The following is a 22,845-nucleotide window of genomic DNA, read 5'->3' as shown; positions in this document are numbered from 1 at the left end:
TTAAGGTTGATGGGTAAGGTTGGCTTCGTAGGCTAGGAGAAGTTCTTCGTTGGAGTCTAGCATCCACAAGCCAGAGGCAATTTTGGGTAAAACGACGGAAAGGCTGAGGCCTTGCTGCATCGCAGCGACAAGTAACCCTAAGGCTTCAACGAGTTTGGGATCCCAGCGTTCACCTTGCTGCGATCGACATTCGTTTAGAACTTGAGCCAGATCATCCTGGGACGGGGCATCAGCAGTGGCAGAGGCATTGCGGCGGCTGGATAACCGCTGTTGGAAATCAGTCACCAGGGACAGAATCCGCGACTCTACGGGAATTTCATCTCCCGCTAACCCAGAGGGCTGGCCATTGCCATTCCACCATTCTGATTGGTGACTCAAAATCGTGGCGATCGCCCGGAGTTGGGGCATCCGGCGCAAAACCTGAATTCCTGGCAGGAGAGAGCAGGTCAGGGGAACACTGGGTTGTTCCTGATAGCGGGGTGTGCTGCCCGTCAGAACGGTTTCGGTGTTGTGGAGAAAGGCGATACGGTGGAGCAACCCAGCCAAACGCAGACGGTGGAGTTGCCAGGCAGGCAGGTCTAGCAGTTGCCCCATCGCTTCGGCCAGAGTAGCGACTTCGGCAGCAGCATTGGGGTTGCTCAAGTCAGTTTGATCGATGAGCTGTGCAACTCGTAGGTATGCCTGCAACTCATTTGACAGGAGGTTAGCATCCAGGGAGGGGTGGGATGGGATCTCGGATAAGTGGCTAACTTGCAAATAATCTACCACTAATGCCGCAATTTTTCCCAGATGATCCGCAGTCGGTGTGCCGCACATTGCCGTTTCCGAGTGAGCGCGATCGGCGATTTCCTGCCAGTGATTCAGCAAATGTTGGGATAAATCAGGGTCATAGGGCTGGATGTGATCGATCGCCAGTTTGGCCGTTTCCAGAACTAAATCCGGTTCAAACGTCCAGAATCCATAAAATTTGCGCTCCAAATCCTGTTCAGGTTGTCCTGATGCACCATAATCTGATTCAGAAAGTTCCTGACATAGCACCATTGCCGTATAGTCTGGCGATAGGATGATTAAGTGCCACTCCTGAGCGACGGGATCCGTTGCCGTCAGGTTGACCAGGGCAACATTTGGCTTTTGGCTGGTGGGATGTTCGGCAAATCCCGATTCGGGAGCCGCCATAATGGCAATCTGCCGTGACTTTTCAGCAATTTCTCCATATCGATCTGCCTCTTCCAGATACCATTTTCCCCGTTGAAACGCTGTAATCATCAACGGTGAATAATCTGCTGTCAGGATGGCATCCTCCAGGGCATGACAGAGGGCGACCAGCGTATTTTTGTAGTACACCCCAAAGTTGAGGGCAGGTTTTCCGGTTTGTTCCGGTTGGTGTGCGTCTTGCAGCTTTTGCAGAATAGAACCGTCAAGCATTCTTATTGCCTAGCCGATGAGTGGAATCGAAATGAGTGCCTATAGGGTATAGCGTACAAGGTATCGAGGCGAACGCCAAATGCTTCGACACGGAGCAGTAGTGTCAATGCTACCGATCGCCCTTTCATACGGCGGCTGATGCTCAATTTCCTGGGTTTGTCGTGGGGGTTTGTAGCGGAATGAGTACTGTAAAGGTTGTGCCTTGCTGAGGTTGGCTCAAGACTGAGATTTGCCCACCGTGTAGTTCAACACACTGCTTGACGATCGACAGTCCCAGACCTGTGCCGGGAATTTTACCGACATTTTCAGCCCGATGAAAGGATTCAAACAGGTTTTTCTGATCTGCAATGGGAATACCAATGCCGCTATCTTTTACCTGAAGTTGAATGGATTGATCCTGAATCGCCAGCGATAGGGAAACAGTCCCCCCCTGGGGTGAGTATTTAATTGCATTGGAGAGCAGATTGGACAAAACGTGCTGGAGCAGGTCTGTATCCGCATAGACGGGGCACTGATCGATCGAGGAGATCCATTGCACCTGATGCGTTTCCCCGGCTGAAAATTGGGCTTCGGTGACAAGCTTCTGACAAAAATCAGCCAGATCAACCAGAGTCGGACGAAATGGTTTGCTGGACAGTTCTCCTCGTGTCAGGATCAGGACATCATCCAGCAGGCGGGTCATGCGCCTGGCAGAGTCATCAATGATTTGCAGAAAACGCTGCTTTCGATCGGCAGGCAGATCGTCCAGTTCCAGTAGCCTGACGGCAGCCACGATCGCCGTTATGGGATTCCGAAACTCATGGGAAGCCATCCCAATGAAGCGGGTTTTCAGATCGTTCAATTCCAGCAGACGATCGTTGGCAGATTGCAAACTGAGAGAAAGTTGACGCGATCGTAGCAATACCTCTACCCGCGCCTGTAATTCCAATTTTTCTACCGGACTCAGGATCACATCATCTACACTTCGCCACACCTCCGCCGTGAGCAGCTTTACACGCTGGTGAGCCGTCACCAGAATAAACGGCAGAAAGATGGGCTGTACTTCATCTCGTTTGGCCTGAATCACCTGCTCCAGCCGCATCAGCATAAATCCATCTAAAATCCCCAAATCAAACGGCTCTGTACAGATCTGATCCAGGGTTCTGGCTTCAGGATCAAGCGGATCGGCCATATCGGTAAGCTCAGGAATAATCACTTGATGGCGTTGGCTCAACCAGTCTGCTAGCAGCCGACGGTTTTGGGGTTGGGATAGCAGTAATAGGATGCGGCTCACGGCTGATTTTTGTAAGCATTAAGTCAGGTCTATGCCGTTGGGGGGCTGGGGATCGGCGGTTCAGTAATTGAGAGGTTCAATGATTGCGGTGCGATGATTGGAGATGCCGCGATCGGGGGTTCAACTAAACGTTGCAGCAATCCAACTAATTCGCTGATGACCAGAGGTTTTACCAACATCCTACAGGCTCCAGCCGCCAAACTTACCTGCTGAATCTGGCTACTGTAGTATGACGACAGGATTAAAAATGGAATTTGTCGATCGCAAAGGACTTTGCAGTGGGTCCAAATGCGGCGATCAAACCCTGAAATATCAATCAGGGCGGCTTGAATGGGTGGGGCAGTGGTGAAGATGCGATCGAATTGCTCTAAACCGTTGATTGTGACAAGTTGGAACCCCTTCGTGCTTAAAAACTGCGTCAATAGTTCTAAATTACGCTGATTGCGGTCAACGGCTAGAATTCGAGCTGTGGTGGTCATCAATAGGTGCTACTGCCTCTTCAAACTTTTGTCTTCCTAAATTCCTATTCCTTCTCTCGCAAAAATGGAGTATCACTTAAAATTCCCTCTAATCCCTCCATTGGTTCTCCCACCTTAATGCCATATCGCGTGATTTCAACCTCTCGTAAGGTTTTCTCAAAATCAGACAGCCGTTTTTTCAAAACCCCGATCGCCTTGCGAATGTGCAGTTCTCCACCAATGCGCCGTTCCAGGTAACGCATAAACACGAAGTTATCTGCCAGGTAGGTAATACCCACTTCCGTTGCGCGAAACTCGCCTGCGATCTTTTCCGTTTCATTAATCAGCAAAACGGTGATGCCCGTATTGGCCAGGTACTTACACAGGCTATGGATATGGCTCACCAGGTCATCCCCCTGCACCGATAGGCGATACCCAGAAATGCTATCTAGCATGACAATTTGGGTCTGTTGGGCTTCTGCTGAGTGACGCACGAGTTGGGCAAATTCATCTGGCGTAAACTGTAACGGTTCAATCTTTTGCAATGTCAGGGTTCCCCGTTCCAGCATTGTGCGGGCCGGAATGTTCACCGACTCACAGCGTTGCAGAATAATTTCAACCTCTTCTTCAAAGGTATAAACGATCGATCGCTCCCCGCGTCCGGCGGCCTCTTTCATAAACTGAAGCCCGATCGTTGTTTTACCCACTCCGCTCGGCCCACTGATGATCGTCACAGTTCCCCGCTCCAGTCCGCCATGAAGCAAAGCATCCAGGTCAGGTATACCCGATGAAATGGGTTCCGGGTGAAAGTTACGCTTGTGTAATTCTGGGCGCAGCCTGGGAAAAACCTGTACGCCTCGATCGGTAATTCGCAAAGAGTGATGGCCATTCTGAAAATTTGACCCTCGAAACTTAGAGATATGCAGTGTGCGGTACTTTGGGGTAAAGTTCAGGTGAATCACTCCATCACAGAGGAACTGTAAATCGCTATCGGGGGCCTCTTCACTGCTTTCTGAGGTGAATAAAACCGTCGCATCATGCTCCATCAAAAACCGCAGAAAGGACAAAACCTGCCGCCGAAATTGAAAAGCATCACTCGTGAGATAACGAAATTGAGTAATGGAATCTAAAAAAACGCGATCGGGTTTAAGGGTTTCAATTTGTTCAATAATTTGCTGAGTGATCGGTTCACGTTCAACCTCGGCAGGTGAAAAAATATCGTAGGTTTGGTTAGTGGTAAAAAACTCTGATGTAGGGCTGAGATCGAGAAAAGAAATTCCTGCTGTACTGATTCCAGAGGATCTGGCATTGCGTTGAATCTGCGCCGCTGCTTCTCCGAGATTAATGAACAGAGAAGTTTCTTGATTGGCAACCCCTGTGGTTAAAAAGTGCAGCCCCAGCGTCGTTTTTCCTGTTCCTGGGCCACCTCGAACTAGATAGGTTTGGTGGGGAACCAGTCCACCATTCAGCACTTCATCGAGTCCCTCAATTCCCGTACAAACTCGCTCAGCAGGATCAACCCGATCCGCACGATCGTGAACCATTGCTTTCACCCTTTTCCTGACAATTACCATTGCCATTAAAGATCAGGTTGTCCAGTTAGTAATGCAAATCCCTGAAATTGCAAAAGAAATCAATCAAAAGAAATCAATCAGTAGTGATGCTCTGAAGTTTTTATTTGGAGTGATGCCTGTTCTTGTAATGATGCGATCGGAAAAGGAGATTTGAGCAGGATACGGATAGGACGGGTTCCCAAAACACGGTTCAACTGGGAGCATGTCACTTTTGTCGCCCTCACCCTAAATCCCTCTCCCCAAGGACGAGGAACTTCGATCCGGCTCCCCTTTTCCCTGTGGGAGAAGGGGTCGGGGGATGAGGGTCAGACTTGCAAACGTGACATACTCCCGTTCAACTTTTTGTGGATAGCGGGGCATCAGAGTCGATCAATAGACGACATCCCTGTAGTCCCATCCTGGGATTGGTTCGATAGGCAGCTTCGGGAACCCAGATTTGAATGCTGCGATCTGCTTTAATCCAGTAGATGTAATGTACGTCCGGATGAAACTCAACCCCCACCCGCAAATTAGAGTAATCATCCTCACAAATTTCAAAGCCAAAGCGGACAATAATTTGAGCCACCAGGCATTCGGGCGTATCACAGACTTCCCCAGAGGTGTCACGCTCTTGCCAAAAGGTGTCCAAAAATCGGTTTAAGAGAGGTAAAACTTTGTTAGGGGTTCCGTTCCTGCTGGCGTAGACGATCGCTGGATTTCCCTCGACGAGGATATGGCATGGTGTAGCAGGCATTCCCATTACTCCTTAAAGCTGAGATAGCTGAAATTACAGATTAAATCCGGTTATTCACTTTTTGTCTTCAGTCGTTGGGCGGTACGGAGAATTTGCCCCGCCAGCACGGCTGCGCCAAAACCGTTGTCAATATTTACCACACCAATTCCGGCTGCACAAGAATTCAGCATCGTGAGCAGGGGAGCCAGTCCATTGAAGCTTGCTCCATAGCCAATGCTAGTTGGGACGGCAATGACGGGACAATCTGCCAATCCAGCCACTACGCTGGGCAAGGCTCCTTCCATTCCCGCTACAACCACCAGCACATCTGCTTCGTGGATCACCTGGCGATTGTTCAATAGTCGATGGATACCTGCTACGCCGACATCCCAGAGCCGCTTTACTTGAAATCCCGACAGTTCAGCCGTGATAGCTGCTTCTTCCGCCACCGCTAGGTCTGCCGTGCCAGCAGACAGTAAACCGATCACTCCCGGATGCTGAGGGGTATGATTGGGAGGAACGATCGCACAGATCCGCGCCATTTCGTAATACTGCAAGTCTGGAATATCTGCCTGAAGCTGCTGATACACCTGGGGTTCAATCCGAGTCGCCATCACGATTGGGTTGCGCTGCCGCATGGTACGGATGATTTGCCGAATCTGTTCTGGCGTTTTGCCCGGCCCCAGATCACTTCTGGAAACCCAGTCCGCAGCGATCGATGGTGGTCGATCTTGGCAAAATCGGCGATCGGCTCAAAGTCAAAATGTTTCAGTTTATTAAAAGCCGTCTCTGGGCTGAGTTCTCCTAGAGCAACGGCGTTGAGCAGGTTTTGGAGGGCTTCAGGTTGGGTCACGGTTGGAGAATTAAGGACTGCGCGGTTAGCGGTGGGTTGGAAGTCGGGGACACGATCGGCGGCACCAAGCCTGTGAGGGGAGCATTTATCCACTCAAATTAGGCTGTTCAAGGGGTGAGCCGTTGTGAGTTAAAATTCCCCCTCTACCACTTTAAAAGGTTTGTGTTCCAAAAGGTTTGTGCTCCAGTAGAAGTGGACGTGAATTTAGCAACCTTAATTTCTAGTGCTCGTAAATTTCTAGCGGCAAGTTGTCTGGATCGCTGAAGAAGGTAAAGCGTTTGCCCGTCAGCTCATCCAGACGAATGGGTTCGGACTGAACACCCTGTGATTGGAGGTAAGCGACCGTAGCTTCAATATCACTGACTTGAAAGGCAAGGTGGCGTAATCCGCAGGCTTCAGGACGGCTGACCCGTGCCGGGGGATCTGGAAAGGAGAAGAGTTCGATCGCATCTTGCTCTCCCACTCGCAAGTCTAGCTTGTAGGAATTTCGGGCAGCGCGATAGGTTTCCTGAATTACCTCAAAGCCTAGGATGTTGACATAAAAATGTTTTGACTTTTCGTAGTCAGAACAAATGACAGCCACATGGTGAAAACCTGCGGTGTTCATGCGTCTGATCTCCTCCTGTCCTGAATCTAGGCTGCTAACTGGGAAGGACTTGTTTCAGTACCCGCTTCAGTAATTGTTTCAGCCGACAGTTCTGTAGGGACACCATCCTGCGCCATTGAGGGTAGCTTTTCACCTTTTTGCAGGAGATTGCTGACCATCGCCATCATGGCATTGACCTTGCGGGTACGCCACTGATCGACGAGTAACTCCACCTCAGCGTAGGGCAGTTGCCGTTCCATTGCCTCTCGCAGGTAAGCTGCATGACGCTGTTCATCTTGGGCAATGCTGATCAGTCCTTGCTTTAAGTTGGCACTGGCACGATCGGTATCCGGCAGGGCATTTGCCATTCGCATAAAGTCTTTACAGGCATCCAATTCCAGAATGTAGGTACTGGCAAAAAATACCGTCCAATCGATCTGTTCCGGATGCAAGTCATCTTTACCATAGCCATCGAAGTAGGCAGCAAAAAATGGGCTGCGCCGACGCTCATCTGGCTTGCCATCTTTGGTTTGCTCAGGAACATTTTTCAGGTTAATCGCCTGCTTGTCGAGTTGCTTGAGGGCATGGGCAAAAATTTGACCATGACGCTGTTCATCCTGGGCATGAGTGTTCAGTTTTTCAGCCAGCCAGGTATTTCCTTCCCTGGTTGCCCGATCGCGCAGAGCCTCCAGAAATGGTACTGAGCCAGATTCTGCCAGTTGGAATCCAGCCAGCATATCCGGTCGAGTTTGGCGATCGCGCAGGTTGCGCGCTGTGATGTAGGCGGTCGCGCCAGAACCAATCAGATGCAGAACTTGTGTGAGGAGAGACATAGGCTAGAAAAGAATCAACAATACAAGGAGTGATGTCAGACAAATCGTTCCAGTCAAGTGCTGCAAATTGAAGAATCCAGGTGAAGAATTCAGTTAGAGAACAAGTGCCCTCAAAATCTTGCACTCAGAATAACGTAATCAAGGCCCATACACTGATACACTTACACTGATTCAAGATTTGTCCATAGATTTGTTTACAATTTGTCCACAGTGGAGTTGCGATGGAAGTAGGTCAGAAAGTGCGGGTACGACGGTTGCGCGATCGTACTCCTCAGGAAGTAGTTCAACGTCTTGGCAAGACTGGAGTGATCAAAGACTTCAAAATGGTCGATGGAAGCGGTGTCGGCATTGTGGTGAAATTTGATGATAATTTCACCACCTGGTTCTTTGAAGATGAACTGGAAGCCATCGGATAGCTTTCTCAACTTAAATAGTCAAATAGTTAGATTCGCTCAACTCATTAGATTCAACTTGGGGGATTTCCTAATGCTGGCTGGATTTTAACCGATCGGCTTAAGTGAGGGGATCCCCCCTAAGCAGTTTGCGAAGGCAGTGTCACTATTGTTATGTATTGTGACGGTTGAATCTTTGGGGATAAGTATCTAGAAATGGCGCGAATTCTGACATTTTTAGGCAAAGGTGGTACAGGACGGACGACGATTGCGATCGCTGCTGCTAAGCAGTTTGCGGCTCAAGGGAACCGAGTTTTGCTCGTCAGTCAGGATCCGAGTCCAGCGTTTGGGCTGTTCCTGGGTGCGTCTGTGACTGCTGATCCCCACGACATTGAGCCAAACCTGAAAGCGGTTCAGCTTCAGGCAGCAGTATTGTTAGAGCGCGCCTGGGAAGAGTTAAAAGAGCAGGAAGCTAAGTACCTGCGATCGCCCTTTTTCAAGGCAGTGTATGGGCAGGAATTGGGCGTTTTGCCGGGTATGGATACGGCCCTGGCCCTGAATGCTATTCGTGAGTTTGATCAGAGTGGGCAATACGATGTGATTGTCTACGATGGCAATGGCGATCAGGTCACGTTGCGGATGCTGGGAATGCCAGAAGTAGCGAGCTGGTACGCTCGACGGTTTCAGCAAGTATTTATGGAGTCTGATCTGGCCAAAGCCATTTCACCTTTCTTACAGCCCCTTTCCGCTGCCGTTTTGACCAACGTGAACTGGTCGGGGGATATTTTCGCTCAACCTGCTGCCAGTCAAGCTACTGGTCTTTTAGAGCAAGGGAAAGCCGCGCTGGCGGATCCCGATCGCGTCTCTGCCTATCTGGTGACAACGAACGATGCAAGTGCTTTAGTCACCGCCAAGTATCTCTGGGGGAGTGCTCAGCAGGTCGGCCTGACAGTAGGGGGTGTACTGCTGAATCAAGCAACCGTTTCAGATTCGATACAGTCAGAATTTGCTCCGCTGACTGTGACGGCTCTGCCTCAGAGTCATGGCGACTGGCAAACGTTGATGCAAGCCCTCCCTGACCTGACTCAGGTGGCCCAGGCTCCTAAACCCGTTCGGGTAGATGTGGCCGAACGAAAGGCTTATCTGTTCTTACCCGGTTTCGACAAGAAGCAAGTGAAGCTGACTCAATATGGGCCGGAGGTAACGGTCGAGGCAGGTGATCAACGGCGAAACGTCTTTTTACCGCCAGAGCTAAAGGGCAAGCAGGTAACGGGAGCCAAGTTCCAGGATGGGTACTTAATTATTTCCTTCTAACTAACGCAAATCAAGCATTGTAATTGCTCAACCAGGTGATCCGTAGTGCAGGCATCTTGCCTGCCTGGGAGATGCTTTAACTCAGGAGGGAAGTTTGATTTTTTGTCAAGCCCCATTCGATGAATGATTTGTGTTTTTTACCCGAAGGGAGGAAGTCTATCAGGGATAATTAATGATAAGGTATGATTCACTTCATTATTAAGTAACTTGATCAATGGATTTTCTGATTCCGATTTTGAATGCGATCGCCCTCGGCATTTTAGCCATCTTGATGATGGTTGGTTTGATTGAAGCACCCTGGCAGGTCTTACTTTTGATTTTGGTATTGACCGCCGTGTTATGCCAATGGCTGATTCGGCGCAATCATCTGCAAGCAGTTCTCAAAGACCTTGAGGGCAACGGTGACTCCCCATCAACCACAGATTCGGATTGGTTTCAGGCGGATGAGGCGGTTCAGCGGCATTCTACCCCCACAGGTAAAGATAAGTCGCAGCTCTCTTATCGGGGCGCGAGTTATCAGGCTCCCTCTGCCGATCGCTCTACCCATTCTCTGGAAATTGTGGGTAAGTATCGGGGTGGGTTATGGCGATCGGGTTCCTGAGCTGTGCAGTTGCTCCAATCCAAACTCCGGCTCAAGCCACCAATGTTTGAAGCAGAGCACGGCGATCGGGCGATACTGGAAAGGCCCGCAGCGATCGAGGGGAAACGCTCACTTTCACCTGCGTGCCAACGGGCAGAGCGATGTTCGTTGAAGTACGGGCAAACAACAGCTGACCTGGAGGGGTTTGCAGACAATAGCAGTATTCACGCCCCAAAAATTGTCGATCGCGGATGACGATCGGACTTGTCTCATCAGGAGAGAGGGACAGATCCTCCTGACGCACCATAAACTCCATCGCTTCAGCCTGATCCAGCGCAACCTCTGTAGATTCGTGCTGATTGATTGCATCCGAGGAGAGGGTGCCAATCACCGTTTCCCAACCCTGCCCACGAGACTGAGCTAATAGAAAATTTGCCTGGGTCACGAACTCAGCCACAAACCGAGAGGCCGGATGACCATACACAGATTCGGGAGTTCCGATTTGTTCCAGATGTCCATCGCGCATTACCGCCACCTGATCTGCGATCGACAACGCCTCTTCCTGATCATGGGTCACAAAAACCGCTGAAGTGCCTGCTGCCTTGAGAATATCTCGCAATTCCTGCCGCAACCGTAGTCGTACCTGCACATCTAGATTACTTAAGGGTTCATCCAACAGTACCAAAAAGGGGCGAGGGGCCAGGGCTCTGGCTAAGGCCACCCGCTGCTGTTGCCCACCCGATAGTTGATGCGGATAGCGATCGCCCATGCCCGCCAACCCCACCAGCGTTAAGACCTCGTTCAGAGATTGAGTTGCCACCTCCTTCGGTTTCTGATTCAGCCCAAACGTAATATTTTGGCTAACGGTCAGGTGAGGAAACAGGGCATAGTCCTGAAACACCATGCCTACCCCCCGCTTTTCCGGCGGAACCCAGCTCTGAGCGTCCGCCACTATTTGTTGTGCGACGGCGATCGTCCCCGCTTCGGGATATTCAAACCCAGCGATCAAGCGCAGCAGGGTTGTTTTACCGCAGCCGGATGAACCCAACAACGCCAGGATATTGCCCTGAGTAAGGGTAACGGATACGGATGAGACGGCTGGAACGGCAGACCCAGCAAATTGCTTAGTGACGTTGACCAGGTTGAGGACAAGGTTAGATTCTGGAAGAGTGGGATGATCCATTGACAGTCTGTTAGGTCTTAAGGTGCGATGTAAGGGGGATGCGGCAAAATAACATTACCCGTTAAGGGTGCACTGCTGTGCGCCCTTACAGTCGATTTTTGCAAAAATTGGGATGCCATTTGATTGCAGATCCCTAAGTTGGATAGTTTTAATCTAGTCTGAATCCAGTTTAAAGGGCATTTGAAACTTATTCGCATTAAGCTTTGCATGGCTGGCAGACTCAGCCTTTCCAAGCTGGGGAACGCTGGGAAACATTTCGTTGCGATAGGGGGCATCCCATGGGAGCAAAACATCGATTTCCGTGGCGCAGGCATTTTACCTACCCGTGAGCGATTGAATGTAAATGCAAAATTGGGATACACCCGTTGCGATGGTTCAGTTCAACCAAAGATTTACCACCTGAAGCTGCCTGAAGCATCAAGGTTTTTAACCATTGAGTGGGTCAGCGATCGCACATCCAGCCCGATCGCAGACTACACTAGAGCAAGATCTAACGTTAGATGTTGAAGCAGGAGCGGTCAAGAGCCGTCCTTGAGTTAAGTTATGCAACTGACCACTGAACTCTCTTCTGAGGAGCTTGTTGCCCTCGACAACCAGTACTCGAATCGGTTTATTGAACTGGATCCGTCGGGTTATTTCGTGATTTACCTCGATCGGGCTGCCGGATTAATTTGTGCCAAGCATTACACCAACACCATCAACGACAAGGGTGTAGCTTGCGATCCGGAAACAGGAAAACCCTTACCTTGTGATAGCAAAGTCGAGCGGGTTCCTACGACTGTGTTTACGGGTAGAACGGCGAAGGAACTCTGCATCAAAATCTTTGAAGAAACGAAACCCTGTCCGCTGACCTACCTCGATCATGCCGCTTACCTGGGACGGGAGTTTGTCCGGGCGGAAATCGCGCTGTTATCCGGGCAGGAGTATATTCAAGACTGAGTCCCCTTTCAGGACTGAGGATTCTTACCCGCCATCCGCCAATTTTTCTAAAAACGCTTCTGCCTTACAAAGCAGGTCGATCGCCTGATCCGCGCTGATCAGACGCTTGAGGACAACTTGCCCGATCGATCGGGCTGCGGGTCTGGCTTGAGCAGGGTCAATGGGACACACTTCTAGCATTAAGACATCATCTTCGACGCGATATAGCCATAGCTTTTCCCCATTTTCTAAGATGCACAGATTGGTTTGTTCAATCTGAGGCTTGCGTCGCCATGCGGACTCATTCCACAGTCCGCCAAATTCCCAAACGCGCCCTACTGTCCAGCCATCGGATAAAAAAAAGTACTTCACGCCAATGTTCTGCACTAATTTTGATTACTGATTTTGATTCATGTCTAGCCCATTATGCCTTCTCTCTTCCCTCTGTGCGCTTCAGGATCCGGTTATTTCTTGTGAGCTTCTAGCGGAAACCGATCGCGGATAAACTGCTCGGCTTCAGTTCGATCGCGTACCTCTCCATCCAAAGTGACGGCTAAAAGTGCTTCCAGCATCGGCTTAAATTGTCGTCCTGGTTTATAGCCCAATGCTTTCAGGTCGTTGCCATTCAGGAGCGGTTTGACAGGGGCAAGGCGCGTCAGGTATTGCCAGATTTGCCGTCGAATCGATCGGGGAACAAGGACGGCCAGTAAGACGAGGGTGGGTAAATCGTAGGGAATGAGGGCTTGATAGAGTTGGCTGGGGCGATCGCACTTGGGCAGATGGGACTGGAGGTATTGCTGCATTTCATCCAGGTTTTGTAGCCGATCAATGCTGTCCGCAGGAAGCTGCAAATTTTCTGCCACCTTGACCCGATCGGACTTTTCTAACTCTGCCAGTAATACCTCCAACAATGTCAACCAATGTTCCACTTGATGGTCTGTATCAAACTGCCGCAGCCAGCGATCGACCAAACGCAGTTGCCACCAGAGGCGATCGGTGAGTTGTAAATCGGAATGGATGCAGCAGATTGCTCCCAGATCGGATAACCGCTGAATTGCCCTTGTCCAGTAAGGAGCCTCCAGGATGTAGCGTAGCTCCTGCTTTAAGCGGGTTTGGAGGGCTGGGAATTTTGCCATTTCCGTCTGGATTCGATGATAGACCCCACTGGCGATCGCGTGGCGGATGTAACCTTCCGTCTGGGGATCAATTTCAAACCCCAGGCGCACCGCAAACCGAACCGCCCGATAAATTCGCGTTGGGTCTTCAATAAAGCTGTTGGCATGGAGTACCCGGACGTGCTGCTCCTGCAAATCCAGCAATCCCCCAAAGAAGTCCAACACTTCCCCCGATCGAGGAGCCGTCAGCCGAATGGCCATGGCGTTAATCGTGAAATCCCGACGATAAAGATCCTGGCGAATAGAACTGGCCTCCACCTCTGGATTGGCGGCAGGGTAGGGATAAAACTCAGTGCGGGCCGTCGCAATATCAATCCACAAAGAGTTTAGGGTGGGATCATTGTGCCAGGTGAGGGCAGAGGTTTGAAACCGACCATGAATCTGGAGGCGCACCGAGGGATACTGCTGCTGCAACGCCCGAGCCAGCTCCACTCCTGCTGCATGATCCGCTGCTCGATGGAATCCATCCACCACCAGATCAATATCAGCCATGAACAGATTTGCCCCCTCCTCAAACCGATCGTCTCCCTCATCCGTCGTGGCAGCCGCCAGATCAGACAAAAACAAATCCCGCACGGCTCCCCCCACCAGATAAAGCTGCCAGCCTCGCTCCTCCGCCTGTTTCGCCGCTGCCATCAACACATCCCAGAGGGAATTCGCCAACCGATCGCGCAACATCTGCTGCACTGTCCCCGGCAACACGCAATAATCTCGCCAATTCTGCTTTTTCCTTGCGCCTCTCTCCTCTCTCCTCTCTTCTCTCTCCTCTCTCCCCGACTCCCCGATCGCCTTCTCTCGATGCAACTGCCGCAATACATCTGTCCGGGTGACAATGCCCACTAGATGCCCTGCCTCCAGCACGGGGAGCCGTCCGATGTCGTAGGTCATCATCAGGGATTCAATTTCGGTTAACGGAGTATCTGGAGTAATGGTTCTCAGGTTAGTCGTCATGTAGCCTTTGACGCGGGCATGACTGAAGCCATGATGCAGGGCAATGTCCAGATCCCGCCGCGAAATAATCCCCACTAAAGCCCCCTCCGCATCCACCACCGATAGTCCCGAATGACCATAGCGCAACAAAATTCGCTGGGCTTCCTGAATCGTAGTGTCAGGGCGAATGGTGCGAACAGGGGAAGACATCAGTTCCCTGGCAACGGGCGGGTGGGGAATCTGCGATCGCAATTGTTCCAATACCTCTGCCAGCGTCTTTTCTGGATCTACGCCCCTGGCGGTCAACGCCGCTGCCCTGGCATGGCCACCCCCACCAAAGGGCCGGAATAGTTCCCCCAGATCCACCCCCTCCTGAGAGTCAAACCGCCACTCTCCCCGACTATGGGAACGCCCAATCACCGTCAGTCGTTCTTCCCCTCCGCCCACGGCATACCGTGCTGCCAGTAGTAATACATCCGCCTCCGTCAGGCTCAATAAATGGGAGGCCAGATTCGATAATCCTGGAATATACTCCTCCACCGACAGCAACACCCAGGACAATTGATAGCCCTGAACAATCTCTGTCTGCAACTCATCCAGAGCCACCGTCAGCAAATCTTGCATCGTTGGAGATAACCCTGGCTCCACATACTCTGCGATCGCCTGCAAATTTGCACCCTGAGCCATCAACCAGGTCAACGCAGCAGCATCTCGCACGGTGGCATGGTCGTAGGTGAGGGAACCCGTATCAACGTGAATGCCGAGGGCCATGACGGTGGCTTCGGAGGGGGTAAGGAGTGATAGGAGTGAGGAGTGGGCACTTTCCATTAACCGCTCCACCACCAGCGTTGTTGCTGCTCCAACGGAATCCACGTACCTCTGGGTCGCGGGAATGTCTCCTTCCGTATCGCAATGGTGATCGTAGGTGATGATTTTTACGTCGGGTAAGTCTAACCACTCGGCCGCCTTGCCCAATCGATCGCGCCACTGGGTATCTACCACAATCAGCGATCGGATGTGGTCTGGATTCACCGATCGACGTTCAATCAGTGCATACTCATCTCGATGCAGGGCTAAAAAATCACGCACGGTAGGGTGGGCTCCACCCGTCAAAACAATTCTTGCCCCTGGATGGAGGCGAGTCAGGCCGACAGCAGCACCCAGCGTATCAAAGTCGGCAGTGGTATGGCAGAGGATGAGATCCATAGGAAGCGGCAGAAATAAGGAAACGGGATGAGGGAGGAATGGGGGAGAAATGACGAACGTTTGCGGAGCATCAGTATGAGCTTGGAGGTGGGAATTGAGGGGCGAGTTCTAACTTCATTCTGCCGCCTTCATCCTGCTGCCTTTTGACAGGCACATCCTTTTCCACTGCGTGTCACTTTCTGATAAGTTCATTTCAGGGGTATTTTGAGGGCAAGCGTCTCGGCTTGCTCAGGCTGTTACACCCCTTGCTGTACTGGGAGGAAACGATGTCTATTTTGTTCCAACTGGCCCTAGCGGCTCTCGTAATTGTGTCGTTTGTGATGGTTGTGGCTGTCCCTGTTGCCTATGCTAGCCCCCAAAACTGGGATCAAAACAAACGATTAATTTTTCTGGGATCTGGGGTTTGGGTACTGCTCGTTTTACTGGTTGGTGGATTAAATTACTTTGTGGTTTAGGCTAGATAAGGAGCGATTCGCTCTGGTTCTCGCCTAATACGCTAAATAATATGACTGTTTTTGAGGGCACTTTTACCCCGATCGACGCTCTCCGGTTTGCGATCGTCATTGGTCGGTTTAACGATCTGGTGACAGGTAAGCTTCTGGAGGGGTGTCAAGACTGTTTGAAGCGTCATGGGATTGATCCCGATCCGCACGGAACTCAGGTGGATTATGCCTGGGTTCCTGGCAGTTTCGAGATTCCGTTGGTGGCGCGTCAGTTGGCGTTAACCCATCGGTATGATGCCATTATTTGTTTGGGAGCTGTGATTCGTGGCTCCACTCCCCATTTTGACTATGTTTCAGCCGAAGTGTCTAAGGGGATTGCTGCGGCCAGTTTTCAAACGGGGGTTCCGGTTGTGTTTGGCGTGTTGACCACCGATACCATGCAGCAAGCCTTAGAGCGGGCTGGTATTAAGAGCAATCACGGGTGGGACTATGCCATGAATGCGATCGAAATGGCCAGTTTGATGCGGCAAATTCGTCCGTTGAATGCGGATGGGCATAGCGGTAATAACCTTTCAGCCTCCGGTAATCAGTCTCTACCGAGTTCTTTGCGGAGTGCTGCTCCTGAAACGGCAGAGGCGGATTGAATTTTAGGCAAAGAAAATTTGTAGTGCAGGTATTTTGTCTGCAAGCGATCGGGAGTGAGGGGGTGTAAATTTCGATTTGGCCCTCTGCTTCCGATCTGCTTTTTCTGCGGGTATATCCAAATTTTGAGGGTATATCCCAATTTTGCAGTTACATGACCAATATTTCCGGTCAGGCAAGAGGACTGCGCTACGGAACGTTGTATAATCATAGATTGTGACCACTCATCCCCGAAATGCTATGGCTCGTAAATGTGATTTAACGGGTAGACAGGCGAACAATGCGTTTGCGATCTCCCACTCCCACCGTCGGACGAAGAAGCTTCAGCAAGCAAACCTGCAAGAAAAGCGCGTCTGGTGGCCCCAAGGTAAGCGTTGGGTACGGTTGCGGTTATCAACCAAAGCGATTAAAACCCTGGAGAAAAAGGGTTTGGCAGCAATGGCGAAGGAAGCAGGAATCGATCTCAATAAGTATTAATGTGGCTGTTTTACGTATTTTTTATGCGTTAGTCGATCGATCGCCAATCAAAATCGATCGCATGATCTCAGTATTCCTTAGGAGGTGGGCTAGTCCTGCCTCTTTTTTGTTGGAGGATTTGATTTTATCCGGTGCGAGGCTTATGATGTGTGTGGTTTTGCTTGGGGTTGCTCTAGTAGCATTAATGGCATAAAAATATCGGTATTTACTGATACTTTTACTGAATGTTTATGAAGTCGTTAGTTTAGCTCGATCGAAAAATCTGTGTTTTCTTGATCGTTTTGCTACTTTAACTGGGCAAGATAGTTCACACCGGGTAATCTTTCTGAGGTTGCTGGGTATGGCTGTATCTACTGAGCGCCCTGATTGGGTTCTTCATCTAGAATTTCTCCAGTCAAGGCTGGGGTTCAGTGGTGAGGGCAGGTTGATATCTTCCCAACTCAGGTCAGACCAACTCAGGTCAGCTCAGATCAACGTTAGAGTCAGGCTGGTTCATATCAGTCTTCACTCAGTTCGATCGCCATCCGGTCAGTTTCCATTCATGGGAAGGCTGATTCTGGGATGGTTCCTGTAAGGGCGTTCAACCCATGCCGTTTTCTCTGGCAATAGTTGCTCCCGCAGTATTGTTCTCACAATATTGTTCCCGCAGTATTGTTCCCGCTTCTCTCAGTCAGATTATTCCCGTAAAATCCCTGCTGGTGTTTTCTCTGTTGATGGGTCTGCTGCAAACTGTTAAGACAGTGTTGCTTGGGCTAAGAGTTTGTGAATATTTGGTGAAGTACGTCCTTAGCTTGTGCGTCTTGCTGGTCAGGTAGCGATCTGCTTCCGGCTGGGCTTTAAACCGCGATTCTGGCGTTTCACCTTCAGGTTTCCCGATCCAATCAGGAAGGCAGCTATGTCAACCCCAAAGATTACTAGAGCCGTTCAAAATCTGTTTAGACAAATTAGCCGTATGGCTCAAAGCCTTACCAAAGGGCTGATTCGCTGGCTATTGCGGGGGCTACTCGTAATCGGTCGGCGACCGCTGGCATCCAGGGCAGGGTTTGTCCTCCCCACAACGGTGCTGCTGCTGTTGGTGGTGACGCTGACGGTCGGAGCGATCGGCTATCGAACGTATACTCGCTCCCAGCAGGCAATTGGCGAGCGTCAACAGCGCGTGATTTATAATGCTGCCTCTCCCGCGATCGATCGGGCGAAGGCGAAGCTAGAGTTTATGTTTAACCCACAGCGCGATCGACGGTTCGGGGGGGTGCCATCGGAAGTTCAGCTACTCGGAATGATGCTGAATGATGGCAGTAACAACACACCTCGCTACCCCGCCACGGGCCCTGATCCCTACGTTTTCCCTGATGAACAGCGAATGGATCTGAACGGGGATGGTCGGTTAGACAATGCCTGGTATTATCTCGCCGATCGCAACGGAGATGGGCAGCTCGATAGCCGCGTCGTTTACTCAATTCTCTTCAGCACCCCTGACCCCGACGATCCAAACCAGCAAAACCTAAAGCTGCGAGACTCTACGGAACCAGCCTTACAGCAGCGAGCCAGTCGGCTCATGGTACGAAACGCTCCCCTCAGCAACCCCGTGCAGGAAGATGCGGCCTGCGCTCGCAACGCTGGGGGTGATGGAGGCGGGATCGACATTAACGAAATCGGTTGGTTTAGGGATGAGTTGAACCAGACTCGCCTGCGGAAAAACTTTCAGGTGAATGCCTACGTGCTACCGCTTGGTCAGAACGGGGCGGTGGATCAAAATAGCACTGTTGCAGCTCTGGAATTTCAGCAGGATCGTGAGGCGAATCAGGGCTTCCGGTGGGCAGCCTGGTTCCGTAATGACCTGGAGGTCTTCCCTGGGCCCCAGTTCAACTGGAATGGGGCAATGCACACAGAGGGCAGCTATTTCTTTACGGGTAGCTTCCGGGCTTACATGGTCAGCTCTCATCGCTCCTGTCTATACGAGCAAACCGCTTCTCAGCTCACCACTCCGGAAATTGTCGATAGTCCCAATCCTAACATTCCCAACTTCCAGGGGCAGTTTGTCACTGGCAGTTTACGCGATAACAACTTTAACGGCAGCCCTGCCTTTGATCTGTGGGACGGTAGGGATCGTCCGCCCCTGCAAAACCGGCAAATGAACAATGGCGCAGATTCAGTCAACAATATTGGCGGTGGCCCGATCGCCATTGCCCTGGATCCCGTCCGTCTGCAAACGGAAGATGTTTCCGTTGGGCGAACCATCGCTAACCCAGTAACTCAACGGGATGGGGGCTGGGAAGGTAGAGATTTCCGTGCGAAAGAGCGGATGAGAAACCTGAGGCTAACAACTCCTTACCTGGATGACCTCTTCCGAGCTGATTACCGTTATGGGCCCAAGCCTACGTTTGGCTATGAACGAACCCCCATTGCCCAGATTGGAGTCGAGATTCCCCGCGCTCAGGTTGCTCTGGTGGGCGATGATGATGAGATTGTGGGACTGGATGGATATTGGGAACAGCGGGCCCGCAAGGAAGGACTGCGAATCATCGTTGGGCAACGGCTGGAGTTGGGAGATCCGGCCGGTTGGGGTGGGCCAACGGGAACGAACGGAGACAATATGCGAGATGTGGCAAGGTTGCGCGATGAACCACTCCGACCCTGGAGGTCATCGCAGTTTGCCACCTGTGAGGCGGGTCTTCGCTGTAATGAAATGCGGCAGCGGCGAAACCTCTGGGATAACCTGGCCGCAGTCCAGTCAACGGCCATTTATCATGCTGCTAATGCCGCAGACTTCCCAGCCGCCTGTATTGTCTCCACGGTGCATCCAGGCACAGCCGGAACATTAGATAAAAGTGCTACCTTTGAAAACCTGGCGTTTGGCTCAGGTGGAGCCGGGTTTGAGTCTGCTTTTCCCGCAGAGTACCGGGATGGCAAAATTATTACGGACTTCTTCCGGGGCAGGGGTACCAATGGCTGGCAGTATTCCTTGCCCAGAGAGGCAGACTTTGCCAACCTCAATAGTCCGCTAATGCGAGGGCTGCAAAACTTAGCTAACTTTGCAGGCGATCCCAAGGGCGGTGCCCCTTCCTTTACCCCCGTCCAGGACACCAATGTGCATCCGTACCCTTCGATGGCTATGTGGGGCGACTATTCCATGCTGCGGCGGGTCATCAAAAAGATGCAGGATGGCACTGCTTACAGTGGCCTTAGTCCAGCCGATAAAACAACCCTGCATACAGCGGCCTGTACCCTTGGGATGCTGGCCTACAACGTAGACTATCTCTCGAAGTTCAAGATCGAGGATGCTCCACCGGCAATGCTGGGTTCACCAGCGGGATCAGGTGTGGTACATGATGCTAACAATGCCACTGCTGCCTATTGGCAGGGGTTAAGGGGGCATATCCGGGCGATCGATGCTCTGATCTACGATGAGCGTGTTACGGCGGAGTCCAACCCCGATGAAGGCGATCCGGTTGTCCCAGGTGCGCTGCGAAACACGGTTCCCCTGGGAGTTCGGCGACTGGTGCGAGCCAACATGAATGGTATGGCCTGGATTACGGCAAGCCAACGCTCCCAATATTCCGCCGATCCCGAAACCTACGTTCGACTGATGGAAGTATGGCGTGACTTTACACCCGATGCCACCCTCAAGAATCAGTTGAATCAGGAAATTTACCTGGCGCAGATGTTCATTACCCAGCAGCAGGTAGCCCGCGATCGACAGTATGGCTTTGAAGGGTCATACACCGATGCAACGGTTAGTCCAGCTAACCCCAATAACAGCGGAGACAAATTTTCTGAGACTTGTGCAGCCTGGTACGCGCTGGGAGTACCTTTTGCTGATTCTTATAAAGAAGCCGCAGCGAATGAACCTCTCATGCGCCTGTGTTCCGATCGCCCCCGCTATCCCATTCTCTACTCCCTATTTCCTTTAGTGGAACATGGCGATGTGGCCGAGGATGCGATTCGCTATCGGGTCAGGGATGCTCTGGACAATAGAAACCCAGCCATCACCTACTTTGATGATGAAAATCAGACGGTTCGCTATCGGGTGATCACCCCTGCTACGCCTGAGGATGTTTCAGCGATTTCACTGCGTCCCCTACAGCCTGCAACCGGAGGCTTGGGATTCCCCAGCCACAATGGCTCCTCCTGGATTCTTCCAGGCACCGTAGACGGTAGTGGGTCAACTCCAAACAGCAATAGGCAGGACGTGGTGAAGTTTTGTACCGCTACCACCCCCTGTTCCTGGCCGATTAGCGCAACCGATCGTCGTCCTCGGCAGGGCACACTGCTCCGGATTCCGTTCAAGGATGCTGCTCTGATGAACGGACGGGAACTGTTGAGCGTACGGACGTTAGATATTGACCTTGATCTGCTGCGGCAGGCCCGCACGCCCTTTGGGAATGACTTCTGGTTCCCCAAGAGCGGTATTATCTACGCCTACCGGGAAGATGCTGTTTCTGAGGCCCATATTGTACGACCTGCGGCGGCGGCCTGGGGATCTTGTAGAACTGAGCAAACCCTCAGAACCGCTCCTGGTTGTCAGATGCGAACCCACGATGTCACCGCATTTGTCTCCAGGGATCCACCGAGCAACCCGAACGGAATTACGACTAAACCTGTAGACTACTTCCCTGACCCCGATCGACGACCCAACGGTTTCCGGCTACGGAACGGCGTTGCCCTATGGCGAGGCACATCTGCGGGTTCAACCATTAACGATCAGGCGGATCCACCCGGACGGGGCTTATCATTCATTACCGATGCGCCAGTCTATGTTCAAGGACACTTCAACCTGCATCGTCCACCCGGTTCCACCAGCACGGCTCGTAACCAGGGCATTGAAGAGTTTAACGAACGGCTGAACACCGATAACTTTGGCAACTTCTACACACGCGGTAATTCTGGACTGAATGAGAGTTTTGCCACGCTGGCAGAAGATCAGTGGCGACCGGCTGAAATCATTGCAGACTCGGTTACGCCGCTATCCAATAACTTCTGTGATGGCAGTATTGAGGATGGCTTCATTACGGCTGCCCCGATCGCCAACGGCAACTTGAACGGTACGTATGTCTCTGAGCGCTACGGCTGTACGGAAAGTGGTGCGGTGACATCCTACCTGAACATGAACCGTCCCAACGGCAACATCACGGCTGCGAACAATGGCGTGAAATGGACTCGGAGCAACATTGCGGATGCGCTATGGGCTGCTTCACTACCAACGGGGATCAACGCGGCTCAACGCCCAGGAGATGGTCGGGGCGAATCACCCATCTTCATCAACAATGTTGGTGAGTTAATGGCCATGGGTAACAGTCTGATGTTGGACAGATACCGTGGCAACTATGTCGAGATGCAACAAAGCGGCAACAACAAACCGCTGATCACGGCAGATGCCGGAGTTCAGATGAACATGATTACGGTGGCTGGAACGGTGCCGTCCCGTGAAGGGCAATCCTACGGTGGGCTACACAACTTCCCCCGATTCATTGAAAACTGGGGTAGTCGAGATTTCTACATCGCCGGGGCATTCCTGCAACTGAACTTCAGTACCTATGGCACCGCCCCCTTTGACCAGGAACAATGGCAGGTTGGGCAACCTGCTCCGGTTTCAGGGTCAGGGGCGAATGAGTGGATCGCCTACTACTCACCCCCCAACCGTCGCTGGGGATTTGATGTGGCGATGCTGTACGCCAACCCCGGGCCTGTTGCAGAACGATTCCGAACGCCTGAGCCTGCTCGGAGTGAGTTTTACAGTGAACCCTCGGCGGATGATCCATTCATTGCCCAGCTAGCGAACTGTGCCAGAACTCCTGGTGCTTGCCGTGTAGCAAACCCATAGCAGCAAATATTGGCGGGTGAACGACTTTCTTCTTTCTTCTAGTTGTCCAC

18 protein-coding genes and 1 pseudogene are annotated in these 22,845 nt (G+C 51.6%); 8 read left to right on the top strand and 11 right to left on the bottom strand.

What is annotated here, in order from left to right; all coding sequences use genetic code 11:
- The 8 genes and pseudogenes from ACM1PF_RS15775 to ACM1PF_RS15740 all read right to left on the bottom strand — a co-directional run bounded on the left by ACM1PF_RS15775 (position 1) and on the right by ACM1PF_RS15740 (position 7,714).
- Complete coding sequence (locus ACM1PF_RS15775; RefSeq protein WP_416676251.1) at positions 1-1,425, bottom strand: DICT sensory domain-containing protein; 1,425 nt, start codon at positions 1,423-1,425, stop codon at positions 1-3.
- A 142-nt stretch (positions 1,426-1,567) separates the two neighbouring features.
- Positions 1,568-2,698, bottom strand: a complete 1,131-nt coding sequence (locus tag ACM1PF_RS15770) for an ATP-binding response regulator (RefSeq protein ID WP_416676250.1) — start codon at positions 2,696-2,698, stop codon at positions 1,568-1,570.
- A gap of 29 nt (positions 2,699-2,727) precedes the next feature.
- Positions 2,728-3,177, bottom strand: a complete 450-nt coding sequence (locus tag ACM1PF_RS15765; RefSeq protein ID WP_416676249.1) for a response regulator — start codon at positions 3,175-3,177, stop codon at positions 2,728-2,730.
- A 44-nt stretch (positions 3,178-3,221) separates the two neighbouring features.
- Positions 3,222-4,700 (bottom strand): ATPase domain-containing protein, encoded by a 1,479-nt coding sequence (locus ACM1PF_RS15760; protein WP_416676248.1) that lies wholly within the window; start codon positions 4,698-4,700, stop codon positions 3,222-3,224.
- A 364-nt stretch (positions 4,701-5,064) separates the two neighbouring features.
- Positions 5,065-5,463, bottom strand: coding sequence for a histidine kinase (locus ACM1PF_RS15755; RefSeq protein WP_416676247.1), 399 nt, complete (start codon positions 5,461-5,463; stop codon positions 5,065-5,067).
- A 50-nt stretch (positions 5,464-5,513) separates the two neighbouring features.
- Positions 5,514-6,295 (bottom strand): annotated as a pseudogene (larB, locus tag ACM1PF_RS15750) (nickel pincer cofactor biosynthesis protein LarB).
- Between the two features lie 220 nt (positions 6,296-6,515).
- On the bottom strand, positions 6,516-6,902 hold the full coding sequence (locus tag ACM1PF_RS15745) for an SMU1112c/YaeR family gloxylase I-like metalloprotein (protein WP_416676246.1): 387 nt from the start codon (positions 6,900-6,902) through the stop codon (positions 6,516-6,518).
- 26 nt (positions 6,903-6,928) lie between these two features.
- Positions 6,929-7,714: a ferritin-like domain-containing protein gene (locus ACM1PF_RS15740; RefSeq protein ID WP_416676245.1), complete on the bottom strand. Its 786-nt coding sequence runs from the start codon at positions 7,712-7,714 to the stop codon at positions 6,929-6,931.
- A gap of 221 nt (positions 7,715-7,935) precedes the next feature.
- Here ACM1PF_RS15740 and ACM1PF_RS15735 point away from each other — a divergent pair, with 221 nt between their 5' ends.
- The 3 genes from ACM1PF_RS15735 (at position 7,936) to ACM1PF_RS15725 (ending at position 10,021) form a co-directional block, all read left to right on the top strand.
- The gene (locus ACM1PF_RS15735) at positions 7,936-8,130 is read left to right on the top strand and encodes a cytochrome b6f subunit PetP (protein ID WP_416676244.1); all 195 of its coding nucleotides are present in this window, start codon (positions 7,936-7,938) and stop codon (positions 8,128-8,130) included.
- Between the two features lie 192 nt (positions 8,131-8,322).
- A complete protein-coding gene (locus tag ACM1PF_RS15730) occupies positions 8,323-9,420 on the top strand; it encodes a Get3/ArsA fold putative tail anchor-mediating ATPase NosAFP (RefSeq protein WP_416676243.1) in 1,098 nt (365 codons plus the stop codon).
- Positions 9,421-9,634: 214 nt separating this feature from the next.
- Positions 9,635-10,021: a DUF4278 domain-containing protein gene (locus ACM1PF_RS15725; protein ID WP_416676242.1), complete on the top strand. Its 387-nt coding sequence runs from the start codon at positions 9,635-9,637 to the stop codon at positions 10,019-10,021.
- Positions 10,022-10,052: 31 nt separating this feature from the next.
- Here the strand turns inward: ACM1PF_RS15725 and ACM1PF_RS15720 are convergent, their stop codons facing one another.
- Positions 10,053-11,183, bottom strand: coding sequence for an ABC transporter ATP-binding protein (locus ACM1PF_RS15720; RefSeq protein ID WP_416676241.1), 1,131 nt, complete (start codon positions 11,181-11,183; stop codon positions 10,053-10,055).
- Between the two features lie 543 nt (positions 11,184-11,726).
- Between ACM1PF_RS15720 and ACM1PF_RS15715 the strand changes: the two genes are divergently transcribed.
- Positions 11,727-12,122 carry a DUF4346 domain-containing protein gene (locus ACM1PF_RS15715; protein WP_416676239.1) on the top strand — a complete coding sequence of 132 codons (396 nt, stop codon included), beginning with the start codon at positions 11,727-11,729 and terminating at the stop codon, positions 12,120-12,122.
- 24 nt (positions 12,123-12,146) lie between these two features.
- Here ACM1PF_RS15715 and ACM1PF_RS15710 read toward each other — a convergent pair whose 3' ends face one another.
- On the bottom strand, positions 12,147-12,473 hold the full coding sequence (locus tag ACM1PF_RS15710) for a hypothetical protein (protein ID WP_416676238.1): 327 nt from the start codon (positions 12,471-12,473) through the stop codon (positions 12,147-12,149).
- Positions 12,474-12,565: 92 nt separating this feature from the next.
- Positions 12,566-15,412 (bottom strand): CBS domain-containing protein, encoded by a 2,847-nt coding sequence (locus ACM1PF_RS15705; protein WP_416676236.1) that lies wholly within the window; start codon positions 15,410-15,412, stop codon positions 12,566-12,568.
- A 266-nt stretch (positions 15,413-15,678) separates the two neighbouring features.
- Between ACM1PF_RS15705 and psbZ the strand changes: the two genes are divergently transcribed.
- The 4 genes from psbZ to hpsA all read left to right on the top strand — a co-directional run bounded on the left by psbZ (position 15,679) and on the right by hpsA (position 22,795).
- Positions 15,679-15,867, top strand: coding sequence for a photosystem II reaction center protein PsbZ (psbZ, locus tag ACM1PF_RS15700; protein ID WP_416676235.1), 189 nt, complete (start codon positions 15,679-15,681; stop codon positions 15,865-15,867).
- A gap of 50 nt (positions 15,868-15,917) precedes the next feature.
- Positions 15,918-16,499 carry a 6,7-dimethyl-8-ribityllumazine synthase gene (ribH, locus tag ACM1PF_RS15695; protein ID WP_416676234.1) on the top strand — a complete coding sequence of 194 codons (582 nt, stop codon included), beginning with the start codon at positions 15,918-15,920 and terminating at the stop codon, positions 16,497-16,499.
- 238 nt (positions 16,500-16,737) lie between these two features.
- Positions 16,738-16,974: a 50S ribosomal protein L28 gene (gene rpmB / locus ACM1PF_RS15690; RefSeq protein WP_416676233.1), complete on the top strand. Its 237-nt coding sequence runs from the start codon at positions 16,738-16,740 to the stop codon at positions 16,972-16,974.
- Between the two features lie 895 nt (positions 16,975-17,869).
- On the top strand, positions 17,870-22,795 hold the full coding sequence (hpsA, locus tag ACM1PF_RS15685; protein ID WP_416676231.1) for a hormogonium polysaccharide biosynthesis protein HpsA: 4,926 nt from the start codon (positions 17,870-17,872) through the stop codon (positions 22,793-22,795).
- Positions 22,796-22,845: the final 50 nt, after the last annotated feature.

This window comes from Egbenema bharatensis FJBBOT/2019, from assembly GCF_048077055.1.
Classification (GTDB): Bacteria; Cyanobacteriota; Cyanobacteriia; order Elainellales; family Elainellaceae; genus Egbenema; species Egbenema bharatensis.
Note: the sequence above shows the minus strand (reverse complement) of the source record. Positions and strands in the feature narration are given on the sequence as shown.

Excerpts from the sequence above, each read along its gene's own strand:
- ACM1PF_RS15775 (WP_416676251.1), bottom strand. The coding sequence starts at position 1,425 with ATGCTTGACGGTTCTATTCTGCAAAAGCTGCAAGACGCACACCAACCG.
- ACM1PF_RS15765 (WP_416676249.1), bottom strand. The coding sequence starts at position 3,177 with ATGACCACCACAGCTCGAATTCTAGCCGTTGACCGCAATCAGCGTAAT.
- ACM1PF_RS15760 (WP_416676248.1), bottom strand. The coding sequence starts at position 4,700 with ATGGTTCACGATCGTGCGGATCGGGTTGATCCTGCTGAGCGAGTTTGT.
- ACM1PF_RS15755 (WP_416676247.1), bottom strand. The coding sequence starts at position 5,463 with ATGCCTGCTACACCATGCCATATCCTCGTCGAGGGAAATCCAGCGATC.
- ACM1PF_RS15745 (WP_416676246.1), bottom strand. The coding sequence starts at position 6,902 with ATGAACACCGCAGGTTTTCACCATGTGGCTGTCATTTGTTCTGACTAC.
- ACM1PF_RS15740 (WP_416676245.1), bottom strand. The coding sequence starts at position 7,714 with ATGTCTCTCCTCACACAAGTTCTGCATCTGATTGGTTCTGGCGCGACC.
- ACM1PF_RS15735 (WP_416676244.1), top strand. The coding sequence starts at position 7,936 with ATGGAAGTAGGTCAGAAAGTGCGGGTACGACGGTTGCGCGATCGTACT.
- ACM1PF_RS15730 (WP_416676243.1), top strand. The coding sequence starts at position 8,323 with ATGGCGCGAATTCTGACATTTTTAGGCAAAGGTGGTACAGGACGGACG.
- ACM1PF_RS15725 (WP_416676242.1), top strand. The coding sequence starts at position 9,635 with ATGGATTTTCTGATTCCGATTTTGAATGCGATCGCCCTCGGCATTTTA.
- ACM1PF_RS15720 (WP_416676241.1), bottom strand. The coding sequence starts at position 11,183 with ATGGATCATCCCACTCTTCCAGAATCTAACCTTGTCCTCAACCTGGTC.
- ACM1PF_RS15715 (WP_416676239.1), top strand. The coding sequence starts at position 11,727 with ATGCAACTGACCACTGAACTCTCTTCTGAGGAGCTTGTTGCCCTCGAC.
- ACM1PF_RS15705 (WP_416676236.1), bottom strand. The coding sequence starts at position 15,412 with ATGGATCTCATCCTCTGCCATACCACTGCCGACTTTGATACGCTGGGT.
- psbZ (WP_416676235.1), top strand. The coding sequence starts at position 15,679 with ATGTCTATTTTGTTCCAACTGGCCCTAGCGGCTCTCGTAATTGTGTCG.
- ribH (WP_416676234.1), top strand. The coding sequence starts at position 15,918 with ATGACTGTTTTTGAGGGCACTTTTACCCCGATCGACGCTCTCCGGTTT.
- rpmB (WP_416676233.1), top strand. The coding sequence starts at position 16,738 with ATGGCTCGTAAATGTGATTTAACGGGTAGACAGGCGAACAATGCGTTT.
- hpsA (WP_416676231.1), top strand. The coding sequence starts at position 17,870 with ATGTCAACCCCAAAGATTACTAGAGCCGTTCAAAATCTGTTTAGACAA.